The sequence below is a fragment of the Aeribacillus sp. FSL K6-8210 genome (genome assembly GCF_037963925.1).
Classification (GTDB): domain Bacteria; phylum Bacillota; class Bacilli; order Bacillales; family Aeribacillaceae; genus Aeribacillus; species Aeribacillus composti.
Genome location: NZ_CP150172.1, coordinates 2,632,820 through 2,647,421 on the forward strand (window position 1 = coordinate 2,632,820; position 14,602 = coordinate 2,647,421).

The 14,602-nt window shown below is 32.5% G+C and carries 18 protein-coding genes; all 18 read right to left on the reverse strand.

The annotated features are described in order from the left end of the window. Positions 1-208: 208 nt before the first annotated feature. Complete coding sequence (locus tag NSQ41_RS12665; protein ID WP_339210045.1) at positions 209-415, reverse strand: hypothetical protein; 207 nt, start codon at positions 413-415, stop codon at positions 209-211. A gap of 59 nt (positions 416-474) precedes the next feature. Continuing rightward, positions 475-3,012: a phage tail tape measure protein gene (locus NSQ41_RS12670; RefSeq protein WP_339210046.1), complete on the reverse strand. Its 2,538-nt coding sequence runs from the start codon at positions 3,010-3,012 to the stop codon at positions 475-477. Continuing rightward, a complete protein-coding gene (locus NSQ41_RS12675; RefSeq protein ID WP_339210047.1) occupies positions 3,012-3,221 on the reverse strand; it encodes a hypothetical protein in 210 nt (69 codons plus the stop codon). Before NSQ41_RS12675 ends, NSQ41_RS12670 begins: the two co-directional genes overlap by 1 nt. Positions 3,222-3,328: 107 nt before the next feature. Then, a complete protein-coding gene (locus NSQ41_RS12680; protein ID WP_327856772.1) occupies positions 3,329-3,676 on the reverse strand; it encodes a hypothetical protein in 348 nt (115 codons plus the stop codon). 90 nt (positions 3,677-3,766) lie between these two features. Further along, positions 3,767-4,285 (reverse strand): hypothetical protein, encoded by a 519-nt coding sequence (locus NSQ41_RS12685; protein ID WP_327856773.1) that lies wholly within the window; start codon positions 4,283-4,285, stop codon positions 3,767-3,769. Between the two features lie 15 nt (positions 4,286-4,300). Further along, complete coding sequence (locus NSQ41_RS12690) at positions 4,301-4,729, reverse strand: hypothetical protein (protein ID WP_339210048.1); 429 nt, start codon at positions 4,727-4,729, stop codon at positions 4,301-4,303. Then, entirely contained in the window at positions 4,722-5,051 is a 330-nt protein-coding gene (locus tag NSQ41_RS12695) for a hypothetical protein (RefSeq protein WP_339210050.1), read from the reverse strand. Before NSQ41_RS12695 ends, NSQ41_RS12690 begins: the two co-directional genes overlap by 8 nt. After that, positions 5,048-5,362 carry a hypothetical protein gene (locus NSQ41_RS12700; protein WP_339210051.1) on the reverse strand — a complete coding sequence of 105 codons (315 nt, stop codon included), beginning with the start codon at positions 5,360-5,362 and terminating at the stop codon, positions 5,048-5,050. Before NSQ41_RS12700 ends, NSQ41_RS12695 begins: the two co-directional genes overlap by 4 nt. After that, positions 5,359-5,664: a phage head-tail connector protein gene (locus NSQ41_RS12705; RefSeq protein WP_339210052.1), complete on the reverse strand. Its 306-nt coding sequence runs from the start codon at positions 5,662-5,664 to the stop codon at positions 5,359-5,361. Before NSQ41_RS12705 ends, NSQ41_RS12700 begins: the two co-directional genes overlap by 4 nt. 12 nt (positions 5,665-5,676) lie before the next feature. Beyond that, the gene (locus NSQ41_RS12710) at positions 5,677-5,841 is read right to left on the reverse strand and encodes a hypothetical protein (RefSeq protein WP_339210053.1); all 165 of its coding nucleotides are present in this window, start codon (positions 5,839-5,841) and stop codon (positions 5,677-5,679) included. Positions 5,842-5,903: 62 nt separating this feature from the next. Next, a complete protein-coding gene (locus tag NSQ41_RS12715) occupies positions 5,904-6,716 on the reverse strand; it encodes a hypothetical protein (RefSeq protein WP_339210054.1) in 813 nt (270 codons plus the stop codon). A 114-nt stretch (positions 6,717-6,830) separates the two neighbouring features. Continuing rightward, positions 6,831-7,487 (reverse strand): DUF4355 domain-containing protein, encoded by a 657-nt coding sequence (locus tag NSQ41_RS12720; RefSeq protein WP_339210055.1) that lies wholly within the window; start codon positions 7,485-7,487, stop codon positions 6,831-6,833. A gap of 98 nt (positions 7,488-7,585) precedes the next feature. Then, positions 7,586-8,452 carry a minor capsid protein gene (locus tag NSQ41_RS12725; protein ID WP_339210056.1) on the reverse strand — a complete coding sequence of 289 codons (867 nt, stop codon included), beginning with the start codon at positions 8,450-8,452 and terminating at the stop codon, positions 7,586-7,588. Beyond that, positions 8,445-9,725, reverse strand: a complete 1,281-nt coding sequence (locus NSQ41_RS12730; protein ID WP_339210058.1) for a phage portal protein — start codon at positions 9,723-9,725, stop codon at positions 8,445-8,447. The genes NSQ41_RS12725 and NSQ41_RS12730 overlap by 8 nt, the downstream gene beginning before the upstream one ends. Positions 9,726-9,742: 17 nt before the next feature. Next, entirely contained in the window at positions 9,743-11,338 is a 1,596-nt protein-coding gene (gene terL / locus NSQ41_RS12735; protein ID WP_339210059.1) for a phage terminase large subunit, read from the reverse strand. A 102-nt stretch (positions 11,339-11,440) separates the two neighbouring features. Further along, complete coding sequence (locus NSQ41_RS12740) at positions 11,441-13,222, reverse strand: IS1182 family transposase (protein ID WP_339210060.1); 1,782 nt, start codon at positions 13,220-13,222, stop codon at positions 11,441-11,443. Positions 13,223-13,266: 44 nt separating this feature from the next. Continuing rightward, positions 13,267-13,908, reverse strand: coding sequence for a recombinase family protein (locus tag NSQ41_RS12745; protein WP_339210061.1), 642 nt, complete (start codon positions 13,906-13,908; stop codon positions 13,267-13,269). A gap of 127 nt (positions 13,909-14,035) precedes the next feature. Beyond that, positions 14,036-14,464 (reverse strand): hypothetical protein, encoded by a 429-nt coding sequence (locus NSQ41_RS12750; protein ID WP_339210063.1) that lies wholly within the window; start codon positions 14,462-14,464, stop codon positions 14,036-14,038. Positions 14,465-14,602: the final 138 nt, after the last annotated feature.

Consider the following 14,602-nt stretch of genomic DNA (forward strand, 5'->3'; position numbering starts at 1 on the left):
TTTTACCAAAAATAATGTCAAAATTAATTCAAAAATAATACAATTTGCATAATCTATACACAGCCGAATAAAACAGTGTGTATTCTGCTCAATTTTTTAAAAATTAGCCGATTTTAAATGAGTTTTTTAGGTGGTAAATACAATCCCTATATAATCCTATCCCTCTTATCAAATCGGCTAATTTTCATTAAAACGTACAACAAAAATCCTAAAACTGTGCAACCTTTGCCAATCGGAATGCAGACCGTTTGCGTTTAATGGGGACTTTATATTGAATACCTATTAACTTATCAAATTTAAAGTATTCAGCCATTATTTCAAAGTCTGTGTAGTATCGTCTAATACGTTTCATGATGTCTCGATTTTCTGTGTATAGGCAATAAAAATCATTATCCATTTTCCAAACTTCTGTCATTTGAACACCTCCAAAAACTCCAAAAAATAAAAAATAACCTCTCCGTAATTGGAGAGGTTTTATCTTATTGGCATTCTAACACCAGCACCTTTTAAACCATTTGTTTGCTTTTTAATAACATATTTAGCGATTTTATTCATTTCACTATCATCAATTTTATGTTTCACATCAAAATGGAAAGTATTATTTATAATATTTTGGTGGTTATTTGTTGAATTATGTACAGATTTATTTAACATACGATCTCTTAATCTTTCAAAGACAGCATCAGCAAACGGAGCCATGTAACGTTTATTTTCTAACGGTAAGATAGCTTCTCTTCCATCTTCCCCTAAACCTACAATGCTGGGTTGATCGAAAAATCCACCTGTTTTGTACCATTTTAAAGAAAAAGTTGGAATTTTTACAGATAAATCACCAACTCCAAATTTTTTCCAATTTACGTTTATATGAGGAAGCTTCGGTTTTGGGATACTTATTTTTAATCTTGAAAAAGCCGATCTTATTGAATTTATGATACCCATTACGATGCTTTTGGCTGAGTTTATAGGTGAGGTTATTGCTGACTTGACACTATTAAAGATACTTCTAGCCTTTGATAAAATTCCGGAAAAAATACTAGACATTGAGGATCTTAACGAATTAAATCGACCGACTGTATTACTGTATATACTCGAAGTCACTGAAGAAACTGTTGATCTAATTGAATTCCATATATTTGAAAACACACTTTTAATTGAAGAAAGTATTACTGAAATAAACGACTTTACACTATTAAACTTACTACTAATACTATTATAAATGCCTGTAATGAGTGAAACGACTGTTGATTTAATAGAATTCCATATATTAGAAAATATACTTTTTACAGATGATAAAAGATTTGAAATAAACGATTTAACTGAATTAAACTTACTGCTAATTGAATTGTAGATTGACGTTACAACAGTAACTACTAATGATTTAATACTATTCCAAATACCTGAAAATATACCCTTTATTGTATTTAAGATTGTATTTATGACAAGTTTAATAGAATTAAATACTTGCTTTACGACCCCAGAGATAATCTTTAATACTCCATCTAGTATTTTTTGTATCCCATTCCATGCACCTTTCCAGTCGCCAGTTAATATGGAAAGGACTGTCTTAAAAATGCCTTGAACAACATTTAATGCACCTTGAATGATCGTTTGAACATTTAAAAATGTAGATGTAAGAAATGAAACAATAGTTGATCCATATGTATTCCACAAATTTGTAATTACTGTTAAAACAGTTTGAATAATTGTTTGAATTGTTGACATTGCGGTTTGAATAATTGTTTTGATTCCTGTAAATGTTGTGTTCGTATTGGAATAAAATCCCGAAAATGTTCCGATTACTGATTGAACAACATTAATAAATCCACTGAAAACAGTACCGATAGCACTAAAAACTGTGGAAATAATTGTTTGTATTGTCGGCATTTGTGATTGTATCCAATTTGCAAATTGATTAAGTAACGGGAGAACATGTTGCTGAATAGGTGTAATTAATGCCACTTGTAAACTGCGCCAAATTCCCTGTAACGCTGAACCAAGCGTATCATATTTTACTTGATTTATTTGACCAAGTGCATCTTTTGATAATGACGCTGTATTTCCGATGTTAGCTAGTGCTGATATTCCCGATGCTTCCAAATCTTCAAACATGGTACCGAAAAGCTGAACTCCAATTCTATTCTTTTCCAGTGGGTCTTTTACATTATTTAATTCAGTCATGACTTGAGTAAATGCTTGTTGTGCGGATTCTCCTCCTGCTGCAAACTTAGACATCATGTCATTTGCATTAAGTCCCAGCGATTGAAAAGCATCAATAGTTGTTTTTGATCCATCTTTTGCTCGGATATTAAACTCTTTCATTGCATCTGCTACTTTGTCAATAGAGAACTGTCCATTTTTTGCCCCATCAATTAATACATTTGTAAACTCCTCTGCTGAAAATCCAAGTGCTTTAAATTGAGGGGCGTATTCATTTAAAACATCAAGCATATCACCATTTTTATTTGCACCATTTTGTGCTCCTTGTGCGATCAAATTGTATGCTTGATCTGCAGTAATTCCGAATTGCTTCATCAATGAATTAGCTGCATTTGTTGTTTCAGCAATATCTAATCCAAACGTATCTCTTAAAGCTATTGCATTTTGTGTTGTTTTTTCCAATTCTTTTCCTGCTAGTCCAGTATTTTGTTTGACTAATGCCATTGCATCCGCAACATCTGCAAAGCTTTCCCCATATCCCTGAGAATAGATATTTTTAAGACTTTGTTCCATACTTTTCATTTCATTGTCTGTTGCACCTGTTTGTGCTTGCAACTGCTTTAATGATCCGTCTATATCACTTGCCATTTTAATTCCTGCTACCCCCGCTCCAGCTAAAGCTGTACCAAGTCCAGCTAAAGCACCTGTTGCTAATGCACCTAAATTCTTCCCAAATAATTTGCTTTTCTTGTCAGTGCTATCTATTTTATTTTCTGCATTACTCATTGCCTTTTCAAATTGAGAAGAATCTAATTCAATCGTTGCACCGTATTTACCTAGATCGTATTCTGCCATTAGTTTTCACCTCCTTTAGATTCAACTTTGTATCCACCGAACGATCTAATAGCGTCTAAATCAGCATGTCTTCGAGGATTTTTAAATCTGCTTATTTTGTCTAACATTTCTCTTCCTTCTTCAGTTTCCATTAAATCACGGACAATAAATTGCTCAGTCAAAGACAAAAAGATGCCATATGGAAGATTTAAAACTTCTTCGTATGACATCTTTGATTTTTCCATCAAATATGTAATATCGTTCATTATTGATTTTGAAAAAATAGAAGATTTCTTTTCCGACTTACCGAAAAAGTTTTCCGGTAAAGTCGGAAATATTAGTTTTTTTCTTCAATCTCCTTCAATTCGTTAAAAAAGATTTTTATAATTTGATTTATTTGTTGATCGCTAAAATTTTCATCAATATATTTTTGAGTGATTTTTTTGCTTTTTGATTCGTCTTGAGATAAAATCAAAATAACTGATTGACTTAATAACTCGGAAATTTTCACTGGATCAGCATTTTCACCATCTTTTTTTACAATTTCAGCAATTTTCATTTGTAATGCTGTCACTTTTTTTCTCAAACCTGTTTTCGGCTGCTTCGGTAATTTAAAAACATCTTTACCAATTTTGATTTCATATGTTTCATCTAAAAATAAATCTAAATCATAAACGTTAGACATAGATACTCTCCTTTCTATTTTCATAAATAAAAAAATGGAAGGGAATTACCCTTCCTTGTAACTGTTATGTATATTCATTAGTAAAACAAATTAAATCTCTTCTATGATTTCAACGATATTTCCACTATTTTCATCCATAGCTAGTGTAAATTCCCATGAAAACGCTGTAGCTTCTTCATTATTAAATGTCCACTCAAGACCTGATTTGTTTTGTGCATTATACATTAATAGTGTAATTTTCTTTCCATCCTCTTTTGTATGAACAAATTTAAGTTTATTCGTAGGAATAGTTCGTTTATCGTTGATTGTTAATGTTCGAATACCTGCTGTTGTATCTTCTGAAAACTTACTCGCAATAAATTTATTGATTACACTTAAATCAAAAGTGATAATACCAGCATTAAAAGTTACAGTCTGAGAAGTCATGAAAGTCTTTAAAATCTGATTGTTAACACCACCTCTCACATCGACAGTTTCATATTCAATTCCTAATGTGGCTTCCCCGTTTGATTCTCCTACTTTCGTTTCAATTTCAACGGGATTCCCCAATTCGTCTACAGTTTCTTCAACAACAAATAACTCACCTGAACCAAACAAAATTTCTGACATAAAGTTCATTCCTTTCTATTTAACTTTTAAATGAAAATACATAATTTGTTCATAAACATCTAAATCTTCGTGAAACAAAATACTCCCGCCAATCATTAAGCGAGAGTGAAAAATTGTTTTACTATTTAGTTGAAAACTTGGTTGATTTCCCATATGAAACATTTCAATTAACCGATCAGATATTGAATCTAACATATCCCTTTTTGATACAATCGTGATTTTCAAACGATATTCTTTTATTTTCCCATGTACCGCTACTGAGTATGGAAAAATATCATAGACAATATAAGGGAAGTCAATAAAACTACCATCTTCATTCAATTTAGTTGTGTCGCCATAAGTTTTAGGTACACCGTCAAAAATTTTCTTGTTGGATTGACTGTGATTCAACAGTTGGACTAGTTTCGTATCTGATTTCAAATATTGATATATTTCACTAATCATCAACTTTCAGTCCTTCACTGATCATTTTTTTAATTTCCCCTAAATTTTGTTCAATTGAATCTCTTATGTATGGTTGTGGCTTTATATTTTTAACGGTTGAGCCTTCATGCACGATTGGTGCATACTCTACCCCATTAGCCCCAACAAACACTTTACTTTTTGATTCTTCATGTTCTGCTTCAGCACCCGAATTTCTTCTCAAATGTCCCGATTTAACTGCGGATCTTAATTTTACTTCTCTTGTTAGATACATCGCTAAATCATTCGCAACATTTTGACGTTTCTTTTTCATATCTTGAATAGCTTTTTGAAATTTACTCACTGATATTCACCTTCGTAACGTACTAAGACTTCATAATGCTTATCAAAATCTTTCACTTCGGTAATCTTGTATTTTTTGTTTTGATAAACAATATCTTGATTGATTTTTAGTTTTTCATTTGGATATGTAAACATTCGATACTGAACATCAACCGTAACTCCATATGAGGACTCAGCTAATTTAGTGGAAAAAGGTTCCCATTCCATTAAAAATGGATCGGTTATGGCTTCTCCAAAAATCGGCTCATCAAAAGCGTTGTAGCCAATAATTTCACCTTCAGTAAAAATATAAGCTGTTTTGGTGAGTCTCATATGAATTTCATCCTTCTATAGCTATTTAGTCTGTTTACTAAATATGGAGGCAAATTTTCTCGATATGATTCAGTTAAACTTCCCTTAGTTTCTGATTGAATATTTTCTACACCTTTATTTTTATATAAAAAAATTGCAATATCTTCGACAATTTCGCCAATTGGGGAAGTAATTTCTTTAATATTGCAATATTCTTTAACAAAATTTGTTGCTCTTGAAAGATAGAAGTTAAGTACAGAATCTTGACTTGTATCATTAATTCCTAGTGGAATTTTCATATTTTCAATGGAAGGTGATGACAATTTAGATCACCTCTACTTTGTCGTTTTTTTCCGTACATTCGTACGTGAAACAGTTTTCTTTACCGATTCTTTTTCTTCTTTTACTTCCTCATATGTTGGATCATTTTTACATCGTTTAATGTGGTCTGGATGAACAACTTCCCAAACTAGACCAGTTTCTTTATTTTTAAATTTCATACCTTCACATCAACTCCTTTAAAAAAGAGATAGAGGAAAATCCCCTATCTCTTAGTTATGTATTAGGATACTGTCGCAGTTAAAACAGCCATCGCTTCAGGTCTTAATACTTCAGCACCATAAACGAATAGACCTCTTACCCCATCAGAAAATGAAGATTCAAGGCGAATCGCTTCAGTTTTCTCGATTTGTTTAGCAAAACCTACAGCTGATTTATGAAGAGCCATAATTTTTAACTTACCTGTTACATTTGGGATTTCTTCAGAAACAACCACTTGCATACCATTGATTTTCTGACCTTCAACCACGCCATTTTCAAGTACGTTAGGATTGCTTGTAAAACGATCATCTTTTGAAAGTAATCCTAGAACGTCAGCGTTGATCACAACAAAACGATTGGAATTAGGTACTTTCTTTTTAGAAAGTTTTGTACCTAAGTCAACAATGTAATCATAGACATTTGTTTTATCCAATGCAATTGGAGTTGTATCATCACCGATTGTGTTATCAGCGTGAACACCAGTATATAGACCTAAAATATAAGAATCCATCACTTCTTTAGCTGCCATTGCCTCATCTTCTGTTACTGTGTCTAAAACATCACCAGCAGCTTGAACAGCATCTACATCATCAACTTTAATTGCAAAGTATTTCTTTTGGTCTAAGTTTAGTTCAATCGGAGTAGTTGACACGTCATCCCAAGTGATTGATCCTGCATAATCTTTTAAAGTAGATGCACCGATACGGTTAAAAACAACTTTGTTCCCTTCTACACGTGTAGGTGAAGTTGTTACTAAATCCGCTACAGATGCCTTGTGAAAATTCGCTAAAAGTTTACCTTCCCAAACGCTTGGAATAAATGAAGTAATTGCCATTTAAACATCAATCCTTTCAAAAATTATTTTTTATTTATTTGCTTTTTTCTTTAACGTCTTAAAGCATAGAAACAAGACAATATAAAAAGCCATGCTTTAACGCATGACTAATTTTTAACTATTTTTTAACGCTTCATTGACTAATTTTTGATCAAGTTTTGCAATCTCATCAGATGACATTGACATCAATTGTTCTCTCGTTAATGTTTTCGGCTTTTCTCCGCCTTCTTTTGGAGTGAAACCATTCGATTTCATTCGCTCATTTACAGATTGCTGTAAATAATTAGTCCACACTTCTTTTAAACGATTTAAATTCGCTTGAGTAACTTCTTTACTTTTTGTACCTTGTTCATCATCATCCGATTCAATTTTGATGAAGAAGTCAATTAAATCGGCAGGTAATTTATTGTCTGACATAAATTTAAATGCTTCATTTTTTAAAGATTCACGTAATTTATCACGTTTGATTTTTTCAATTTCACGTTTAAGTTGTTCCATTTGTAAGTCTTTTTCATCTTTTCCGCTTGTTCTCTTTACAATCTCTTCTTCAATGATTCTCGGCATTGTTTTTTCTTTAAACGTATTGATTGCTTTAGTTGCATGACGATCCTTTTCTGATTCTAACCATTTTGCTAAATCTTTGTCTGATTGAAGTAACTCTTGAATCTCTTCAACACTTACTTTTTTGAAGCCCTGAAGATATTCTTTTACTTCATCAGATTCCTTATTTTTCTCAATAAACTCTTTCACTTGTTCTAAAGTTAATTCCATAATTAAAACCTCCCTATGCCCTTCTAACACTTTTTAAAGCCCTAGAAGTGCAATTTTTTATTTTTTTAGATATATAAAAAAGCCGCTAGAATTAGCGACTAGATTCCATTAGCTTTAGACCATTCCTCATAAGTTTTGTATGGTATGTATTGCTTTGTTTCATTATCTTTTCTGAATTTCTTTTCATTTGAAATGTACGGAATTAAATCGCAACGACAATTGGGATGTCGTGGAATTTTGGGTTTTTTGGGATCATCTAAATCAAATACTTTTCCATCAAGTTTCGCACAAATTTCACATGTATTTTGTTCCAAAGTAGCTAACCATTCCACTTTTTGAACACCACTATCAGCATATATATTCTCTCTTGCTTGACCAATTATTCTAGCAGTTTCACTAACTACTAATTTTTTTGATTGATACGCTTTTGATTCAAATTGCTTTGTAATTTTTCTAGCCATTTTATCAATAGATTCTCCATCTTGCATTCCTCTTACAAGTATCGTTTTTAAAGCGTTTTTCAATGCTGTTTGATTATTCCAAATTCTTTCGCTAAAATGTTGTCCACTCCAGTCAAAATCCACAAATTCTTTTATGATGGCAGGATTTAATCTTTTAAAATCAATAGCAATTTCTAATGATTGCTCTAACTTAAAAGCAGTTTTGTAATACACATGAGCAAAAACAGTGCCTAGAATGGCTGTCAAAACAGTAATCTCTAATGCACCGATTTTTTGCAATTCTTGTTCTACTTTTCTTTCAAATTCTTTTAAAGCACCATTTTGATTTAATTGAAAATAATCAAGTAATCCATCTTTACCATATTGCATGAACAATTCAGCAAGATATTGTTTGATTTGATCTTTACTGTTTTTATATTGAAAAATTATTTGATTAAATTCTTTGTCGGTCAATTTATACATTTCTTCAACAATTGAAAGTAATTCTTTTTGAAACTCATTCATTTAGTTCACTACTTTCAAATTGAGGAATGTTATCTAAATTCATAGAATCTTCTTGTTCTTTAAGTCGTTTTAAAACCAAATCAACATCTGCAATGTCAGGATGCCATGATAATAATGTTTTCAGATCAACAAATGGAGCCAATTTCGTAATCATATCACTTATTTCTGCCTTATTCTGTGGAATATTTCGACTAAAGTTAAATTTAATGGTATAAGGGTCGTAATCTTTTCCTTGTTTATTTAAAATGTTACAAATCAATCGAATGCGTTTCCGCAATGCTTTTTCCATTTTTCGTTCTTTTGTTGATGCTCTCGACTCCATGCTGAAGAGCTTATACCCGAGTGCTACTCCTGACAAATTACTAGCGAACGATTCTGAAGTTAAGTCTGGAATTCCACTAAACTTATGTAGTAATTTATCTATCGTTTCAAAGAAATTTTTTTGGAATTCTGGATTCACGTCTTTTGTTAAAAATTTAGCCTGATTTACATCATCAAGTAACAAAGCTCCATCTTGACGCATTTTTTCTAAGTCGTCACTAGTTGTACCATTCATACCTCCAAGTGCTAAATAAGCATTCACCCAAGATTCAATCTCGTTAGATGTATCAGACAACATAATTTCTAAGGCATCAATCATTGGGATTAATGGTTCAAAGTCACCGAGTTCTTCTTCTGAATTCTGAAATACAACAATTGGTGTTTCTCCAAAATAATGTTCTTTCATCTCTTCTAAAACTAATGGATCTCCTGAAAAATAATAAACACCTTCATGATCGTATGCTTCAACTTTTAATATTTTTTCATTACCGATTGTTTCATACCAGGGGCGAACACCAAATTTAACTTTTCCAACACTATCTTTTTCAACATACATCTCTCTTGGAGAAAAGTGTTTGAATTTTAATTGACCATTTTCATCAATCCAATGCAATTCATAAGTTTTTCCATAGATACTACACGATTTCACAATCTCTGCGTTTTGATCCTCTTCGTCATTTAAGTAAAAAATGGTTCTTAACTCATTAATAAACTTATCATCATTCGTTGTACTTAAATAAGAAAGTGGCTTCGATGCAAAATAACCTACTATCGTATCCGTAATTAATGCTGGATACCCAGTTACAATTTTATTGTTCGGTTTTTTCGGATCAGGTAAACTACGATTTAATATTTTATGATTTCCAGTATAGTAATCGAACAATTTATCATATCTTGCTAATTCTTTCTTATGATTATTAATTGCTTCTTGAATTTGTTGGGCTGTAAGCATGTTATCACCTCCGTTTTTTAAATTCCTAAAATTTTTCGATCAAACGTTTTAATACGTTTATTCTTTTTAAGCATCTGAACCGCTCCAAATAAAGAGTCTGGGCAATCATCATGTTTTGCCTTTGCTGAATAATCTTTAATTTGCAAGTTGTAAGCATGGTTGTCTTGATTGAATAATATTTCACCTGAATTGACCTCAGGTTGTAACGATTCAATACGAGCATGTTTATTACCTTTCGTTTGAATTCCGCTAACTGGTAGATATATTTTTTCATTCCAAAGATACTCTTCAAATTTTTGTTTCATATACGACTGAGCTTGGATTGTTTCAAATCCAACACGATCAATAGGATATTTCTTTATTTTCTCTGCTGAAATCTTAAACAGTTCATCAGGCAACACCTTATGCATTGAACCATCAATGACATATTTCTGTTTAGTTTTCTTATGCTCTCCTAAAATAGTGATGGCTGAATAGTCGTTTCTCTTTCCTGTTTTTATGGCAGGGTCAACATACATCACAATATCTAATTCATTGAAATTAGGTAACGTATCCCAAAACTTCATCTTTTGGAAAATATATTCTCCTGCTGATTTTGGTTCGTTCATTAATTCCTTCCAAAATGCAACTTCACCATCGTTAATCTTCTTTTTCATCAAATCATAATAAGACCAACGCTCTTCCCAAAGGACTTCAGTTCCTTCCAACATTTCTTCTTTATGTTCATTAAAGAAAGATAGAGCTGTATTTTCTCTATCTGGATCTTTTCGATTTGTATATATTGACTCCCATTCTGACCATAGATCAACTCGATTGCTAAATTTCACAACCGCTTGTTTCCTGATTTTCTTCCAACCAGTTGTTTCATCGCTCAATAACTCCGAAATTAAACAATTTTCACTCAAAGTTGTACCGACTACAAGATAATTAGAATATGAATCTCCCAAGTTTAATACCGATTCTTTAAACAAATTCTTCACTTTTTCATTTTTCGATTCAGATTCAACCATTGCATCAGTCAGCAAATCATCACATAGAACTAATTGTGGACGAATTCCCTTCCATTTGATACCACGCAAAGTTCCCAAAATACCACGAGCCATAATACATGAATTGTTTTTTAACCAAATTTCTTGTGATGACCATTTTTCAGATGATTTTAATTCACCAAAATCTTCAATGATGGCTTCATTATTTGTTAATTCAGCTTTTATATCATTCATTAACGAAACTGCTAAATCATCTGATGCAGATAATATAAGAATGAATTGGATACGCTTAAAGAGAATTAAATGTAGTGGAGTTAAAAATGATACAATTGTCGATTTACCGTGATTTCGAGGAACAGCATTGATTAATCGCTGTCCTTCTTTTTTCAATAATTCATCTAATTCTTTTAATAGTTCACGTTGAAAATCACCGAATTCACGCCAAAATATTTTCGGAAAGTAAGCTAAAGCAAAATATTCTGCATTAATTTCAGCGAGTTTCTTCCGTAAACCATTTTGACCAGTCAAATTATGCTTATGTTTAAGTAACAATTGCTTTATTTCATCATCATTGAAATGTTTTTTCAAATATTTGAGTAGCAGTTCTTTTTCTTTTTTATTCAAAATCTCACCTCCTATTTTTAAGGGTCTAAAAATACCACAAATTTTTTTAAAGCACATGTTGCAGGGACTTTTGTTCAGAATTAGAAGGTACCCCTACCCCTATTAATCAACACAAAAGAAAAAGGGCTTGTCTAAAAAGTCCATAAAAACAGAGCGAATGGAGAAAACAATGAGTTTTTCCATTCGCTCTGTTTCCTTATTTTTGAAATTGGTTTGGGAATTTGCGGCCCATTTCAGTATGTTGTGGGCCATTGCCACAATCCCGAATTCTGTTCGGACTTTATGAAGCCCCCGTAACAGAAATCGAGTGAAACGCAAATTGCCCTTGATGTTACCGAACACACTTTCGACATCCACTTTACGCTTCGCATAAAGAGCTGCCTTTTGTTCGTCACCAAGAGCTGCTTTGGCTTTCGCTTTCATTTCTTCATAAATCGTGTTCCAATATACTCGACGATTTCCTTTGGCTTTCGTACACCCATTCTTCAACGGGCAATCCGTACAATCTTCACACTCGTACACTTTCAAATCTTGTATGTATCCAGATGCATTTTTTCTTTTTTGATAATACTTGAATACGACTTTCCGATTGTTCGGACAGATAAAGCAATCGTCTTCTTCGATGTATTTCCAGTTTTGTACTTTTGATAAATCCTTTTTAAACTTTTTACTTTGTTCCTTCAAATAGGTTTGGTATGGGGCTAATAATTCAAAACGAGGTTCTTTTTCTTCGCCAATCGCATATAAATAGTTTTCTTCACTCGCATATCCTGCATCGGCAATGACATACTTGAGTTTCTTTTCCTTCGGCATCGATTCCAATAACTTTTCCATAAATGGTTGGAAACAGCGAGTATCTCCTGGATTTTGATAAATTTCAAATCCCACGATAAATTGATGTTGTGTGGCGAGTTGAACATTATAACCCGCCTTGAGTTGGCCGTTTTTCATATGGTCCTCTTTCATTCGCATAAAAGTGGCCTCATGGTCGGTTTTCGAGTAGCTATTTCGTTCACCTAGAATCTGTTTTTGTACTTTGTATTTTCGTAATCGTGGAAGATAATCCGTTTGAATCGTTTTCAGTTGTTTGGTGAGTTGGGATTTTTTAGAGCGAAGTTCTTTTTTTCTTTCTTTGTCTTCTTCCTGTTTATAATCTTTTTCCAAAGCTTCTATTCTCTCAGAAAGTTGTGCCGATGATTTTTCTAATTCTTCTTCTAATTGTTCTTCTTTTAATTCCTCCAAGGCGATTTGGTGCGCTTCTTGTAGAAACGATTGAATTTTGGCTCGTAGTTTCTGATCATATTTTTCTACGGATTTTCGCCATACAAACGTATATTTGTTGGCATTCGCTTCTATTTTCGTACCATCCACAAAAATATGGTCGAGGTCGATAAGTCCTTGTTCTACTAGTTGAAGGACAAATTGTTCAAATACAGAATCCATCATGTTTGACATACGAACACTACGAAAATCATTTATTGTGCGATGGTCAGGGGTTTGCAATCCCGCCAACCACATCATCGGAAGATTTTCTTTCACCATTTGCGCTATTTTCCGACTTGAATAAACATTTTGAGTGTACGCATATAAAATCACTTTCAATAACATTTTAGGGTGATAGGGTGCACGACCCCCACCAACATAATGAGTATACAACACTTCATCCGGAATCGATTCCACCATTTCATCCACTAAACGGGCGACATGATTTTCAGGAATATACATTTCGATATCTAAAATGCTCATGACTTGACGATTGCAATAAGGTTGGAAAACTAGTTTTTTGCGTTTCTTATTCTTTTGAACCTCTATTTTTTGAATACCCTCTAGAGTCATTTCTAATTGCGTGTTATAATTTTCTTGAATAGTCATTTGATTATTCATAAGAAATCGTCCTTTCTGTAGAATGTTTTTTGGTCAATTTCATTCTATAAAAAAGGACGATTTTTTTGTACCCTAAAAACAGAAAAAAGGGCTGAGCCCAAGGTCGATTCAATCGACTTTTCGGACAGCCCCTTTAATTTCAATTTCTTTTTTGCTCTGATTAATGTGCTTTTGCTAATACCAGTCATTCCTTCTACTTGTTTATATGAATGATTCTCTAATAACTTTAGAGCATGTTCTATTTGTTTTTTACTGTATTTATTTGGTCTACCTTCTCTAAAGTCTTCACGTTGTCTCGCAATTGCTTTTCCTTCTTGAGTACGCTCAACAATTAAATCTCTTTCAAATTCAGCAAAAGCACTCATCACATTAAATATCAATCTTCCTGTTGGTGTATTCTCTACCAAGCCCATGTTTAATACATGAACTTTAACTCCTTTATCAAACAGTTCTTTAACTGTTTGAATAGCATCTGTAGTAGATCTTGCAAACCTATCTAGCTTAGTTACAACTAAAGTATCTCCTTCTTTTAAGATGGATAATAATTCTTGAAACTTCGGTCTATCTGCTTTTGTTCCGGTGAACTTTTCAGAATATATTTTCTCACAACCTTCTCTTTCCAATAACTTAATTTGTGATTCTAAATCTTGATAAACAGTTGATACCCTCGCATAGCCATATTTCATGAGTGTAGCCTCCTATCAGTCCAATTTATGACACTAAGTTATGACACTTCTTTATATACTGATATTACTACACTCATGAATCGGTGTCAATACTTAAAAGTTATGACACCAATAAACCAAAAAAAATTTACTCATTCCCTTTATCTTCTTTTATTTCTTCTTGCTTTTCTTTTAACATTTCAAGCAATTCATTGTAATCCTCATCATTCGCTTTATTTTCTTCAATAACAAGCGTTTTACTGTTAAGACCAGCTTTTTCTAAGACATTCTGCAAAGCATTCAATTGTGCATAAACGGTCTTAGTATTGCTAATATTACCTTTCGCAATATCAACAATAACTTTAGATAACTCTCTTGAATTAATTCTTAGTGTTCTTAATGCTTCTTTTAGTGATTCATTCGCCAATTGATCTATATATTCTTGAGCTTCTTGACGCTTTAACAATTTATATATAGATGATCTATTTTTCCATCCACACTCATGAGCGATTTCCTCAACGGATTTACCGCCTTGATAATACAATTGAATTGCCTTCATTTCACGTTCATCAAGCATTTATTACACCCCCTTACACATGTGTAACATCGTGGACAGATTTTTAGTTATTTTCCATAATATCTTCTAATTCTTTTCTTGCAATTTCCATTAACTCATTAATGCTTTTGTCTAAACAATCATTATCAAATACCATAC

Bases quoted from the DNA above. Each gene is read 5' to 3' on its own strand.
- NSQ41_RS12675 (WP_339210047.1), bottom strand. From the start codon at position 3,221: ATGTCATACGAAGAAGTTTTAAATCTTCCATATGGCATCTTTTTGTCT.
- NSQ41_RS12745 (WP_339210061.1), bottom strand. From the start codon at position 13,908: ATGAAATATGGCTATGCGAGGGTATCAACTGTTTATCAAGATTTAGAA.
- NSQ41_RS12730 (WP_339210058.1), bottom strand. From the start codon at position 9,725: ATGCTTACAGCCCAACAAATTCAAGAAGCAATTAATAATCATAAGAAA.
- NSQ41_RS12665 (WP_339210045.1), bottom strand. From the start codon at position 415: ATGACAGAAGTTTGGAAAATGGATAATGATTTTTATTGCCTATACACA.
- NSQ41_RS12725 (WP_339210056.1), bottom strand. From the start codon at position 8,452: ATGAATGAGTTTCAAAAAGAATTACTTTCAATTGTTGAAGAAATGTAT.
- NSQ41_RS12750 (WP_339210063.1), bottom strand. From the start codon at position 14,464: ATGCTTGATGAACGTGAAATGAAGGCAATTCAATTGTATTATCAAGGC.
- NSQ41_RS12720 (WP_339210055.1), bottom strand. From the start codon at position 7,487: ATGGAATTAACTTTAGAACAAGTGAAAGAGTTTATTGAGAAAAATAAG.
- NSQ41_RS12670 (WP_339210046.1), bottom strand. From the start codon at position 3,012: ATGGCAGAATACGATCTAGGTAAATACGGTGCAACGATTGAATTAGAT.
- NSQ41_RS12710 (WP_339210053.1), bottom strand. From the start codon at position 5,841: ATGAAATTTAAAAATAAAGAAACTGGTCTAGTTTGGGAAGTTGTTCAT.
- NSQ41_RS12715 (WP_339210054.1), bottom strand. From the start codon at position 6,716: ATGGCAATTACTTCATTTATTCCAAGCGTTTGGGAAGGTAAACTTTTA.
- NSQ41_RS12685 (WP_327856773.1), bottom strand. From the start codon at position 4,285: ATGTCAGAAATTTTGTTTGGTTCAGGTGAGTTATTTGTTGTTGAAGAA.
- NSQ41_RS12700 (WP_339210051.1), bottom strand. From the start codon at position 5,362: ATGAGACTCACCAAAACAGCTTATATTTTTACTGAAGGTGAAATTATT.
- NSQ41_RS12690 (WP_339210048.1), bottom strand. From the start codon at position 4,729: ATGATTAGTGAAATATATCAATATTTGAAATCAGATACGAAACTAGTC.
- NSQ41_RS12740 (WP_339210060.1), bottom strand. From the start codon at position 13,222: ATGAATAATCAAATGACTATTCAAGAAAATTATAACACGCAATTAGAA.
- NSQ41_RS12680 (WP_327856772.1), bottom strand. From the start codon at position 3,676: ATGTCTAACGTTTATGATTTAGATTTATTTTTAGATGAAACATATGAA.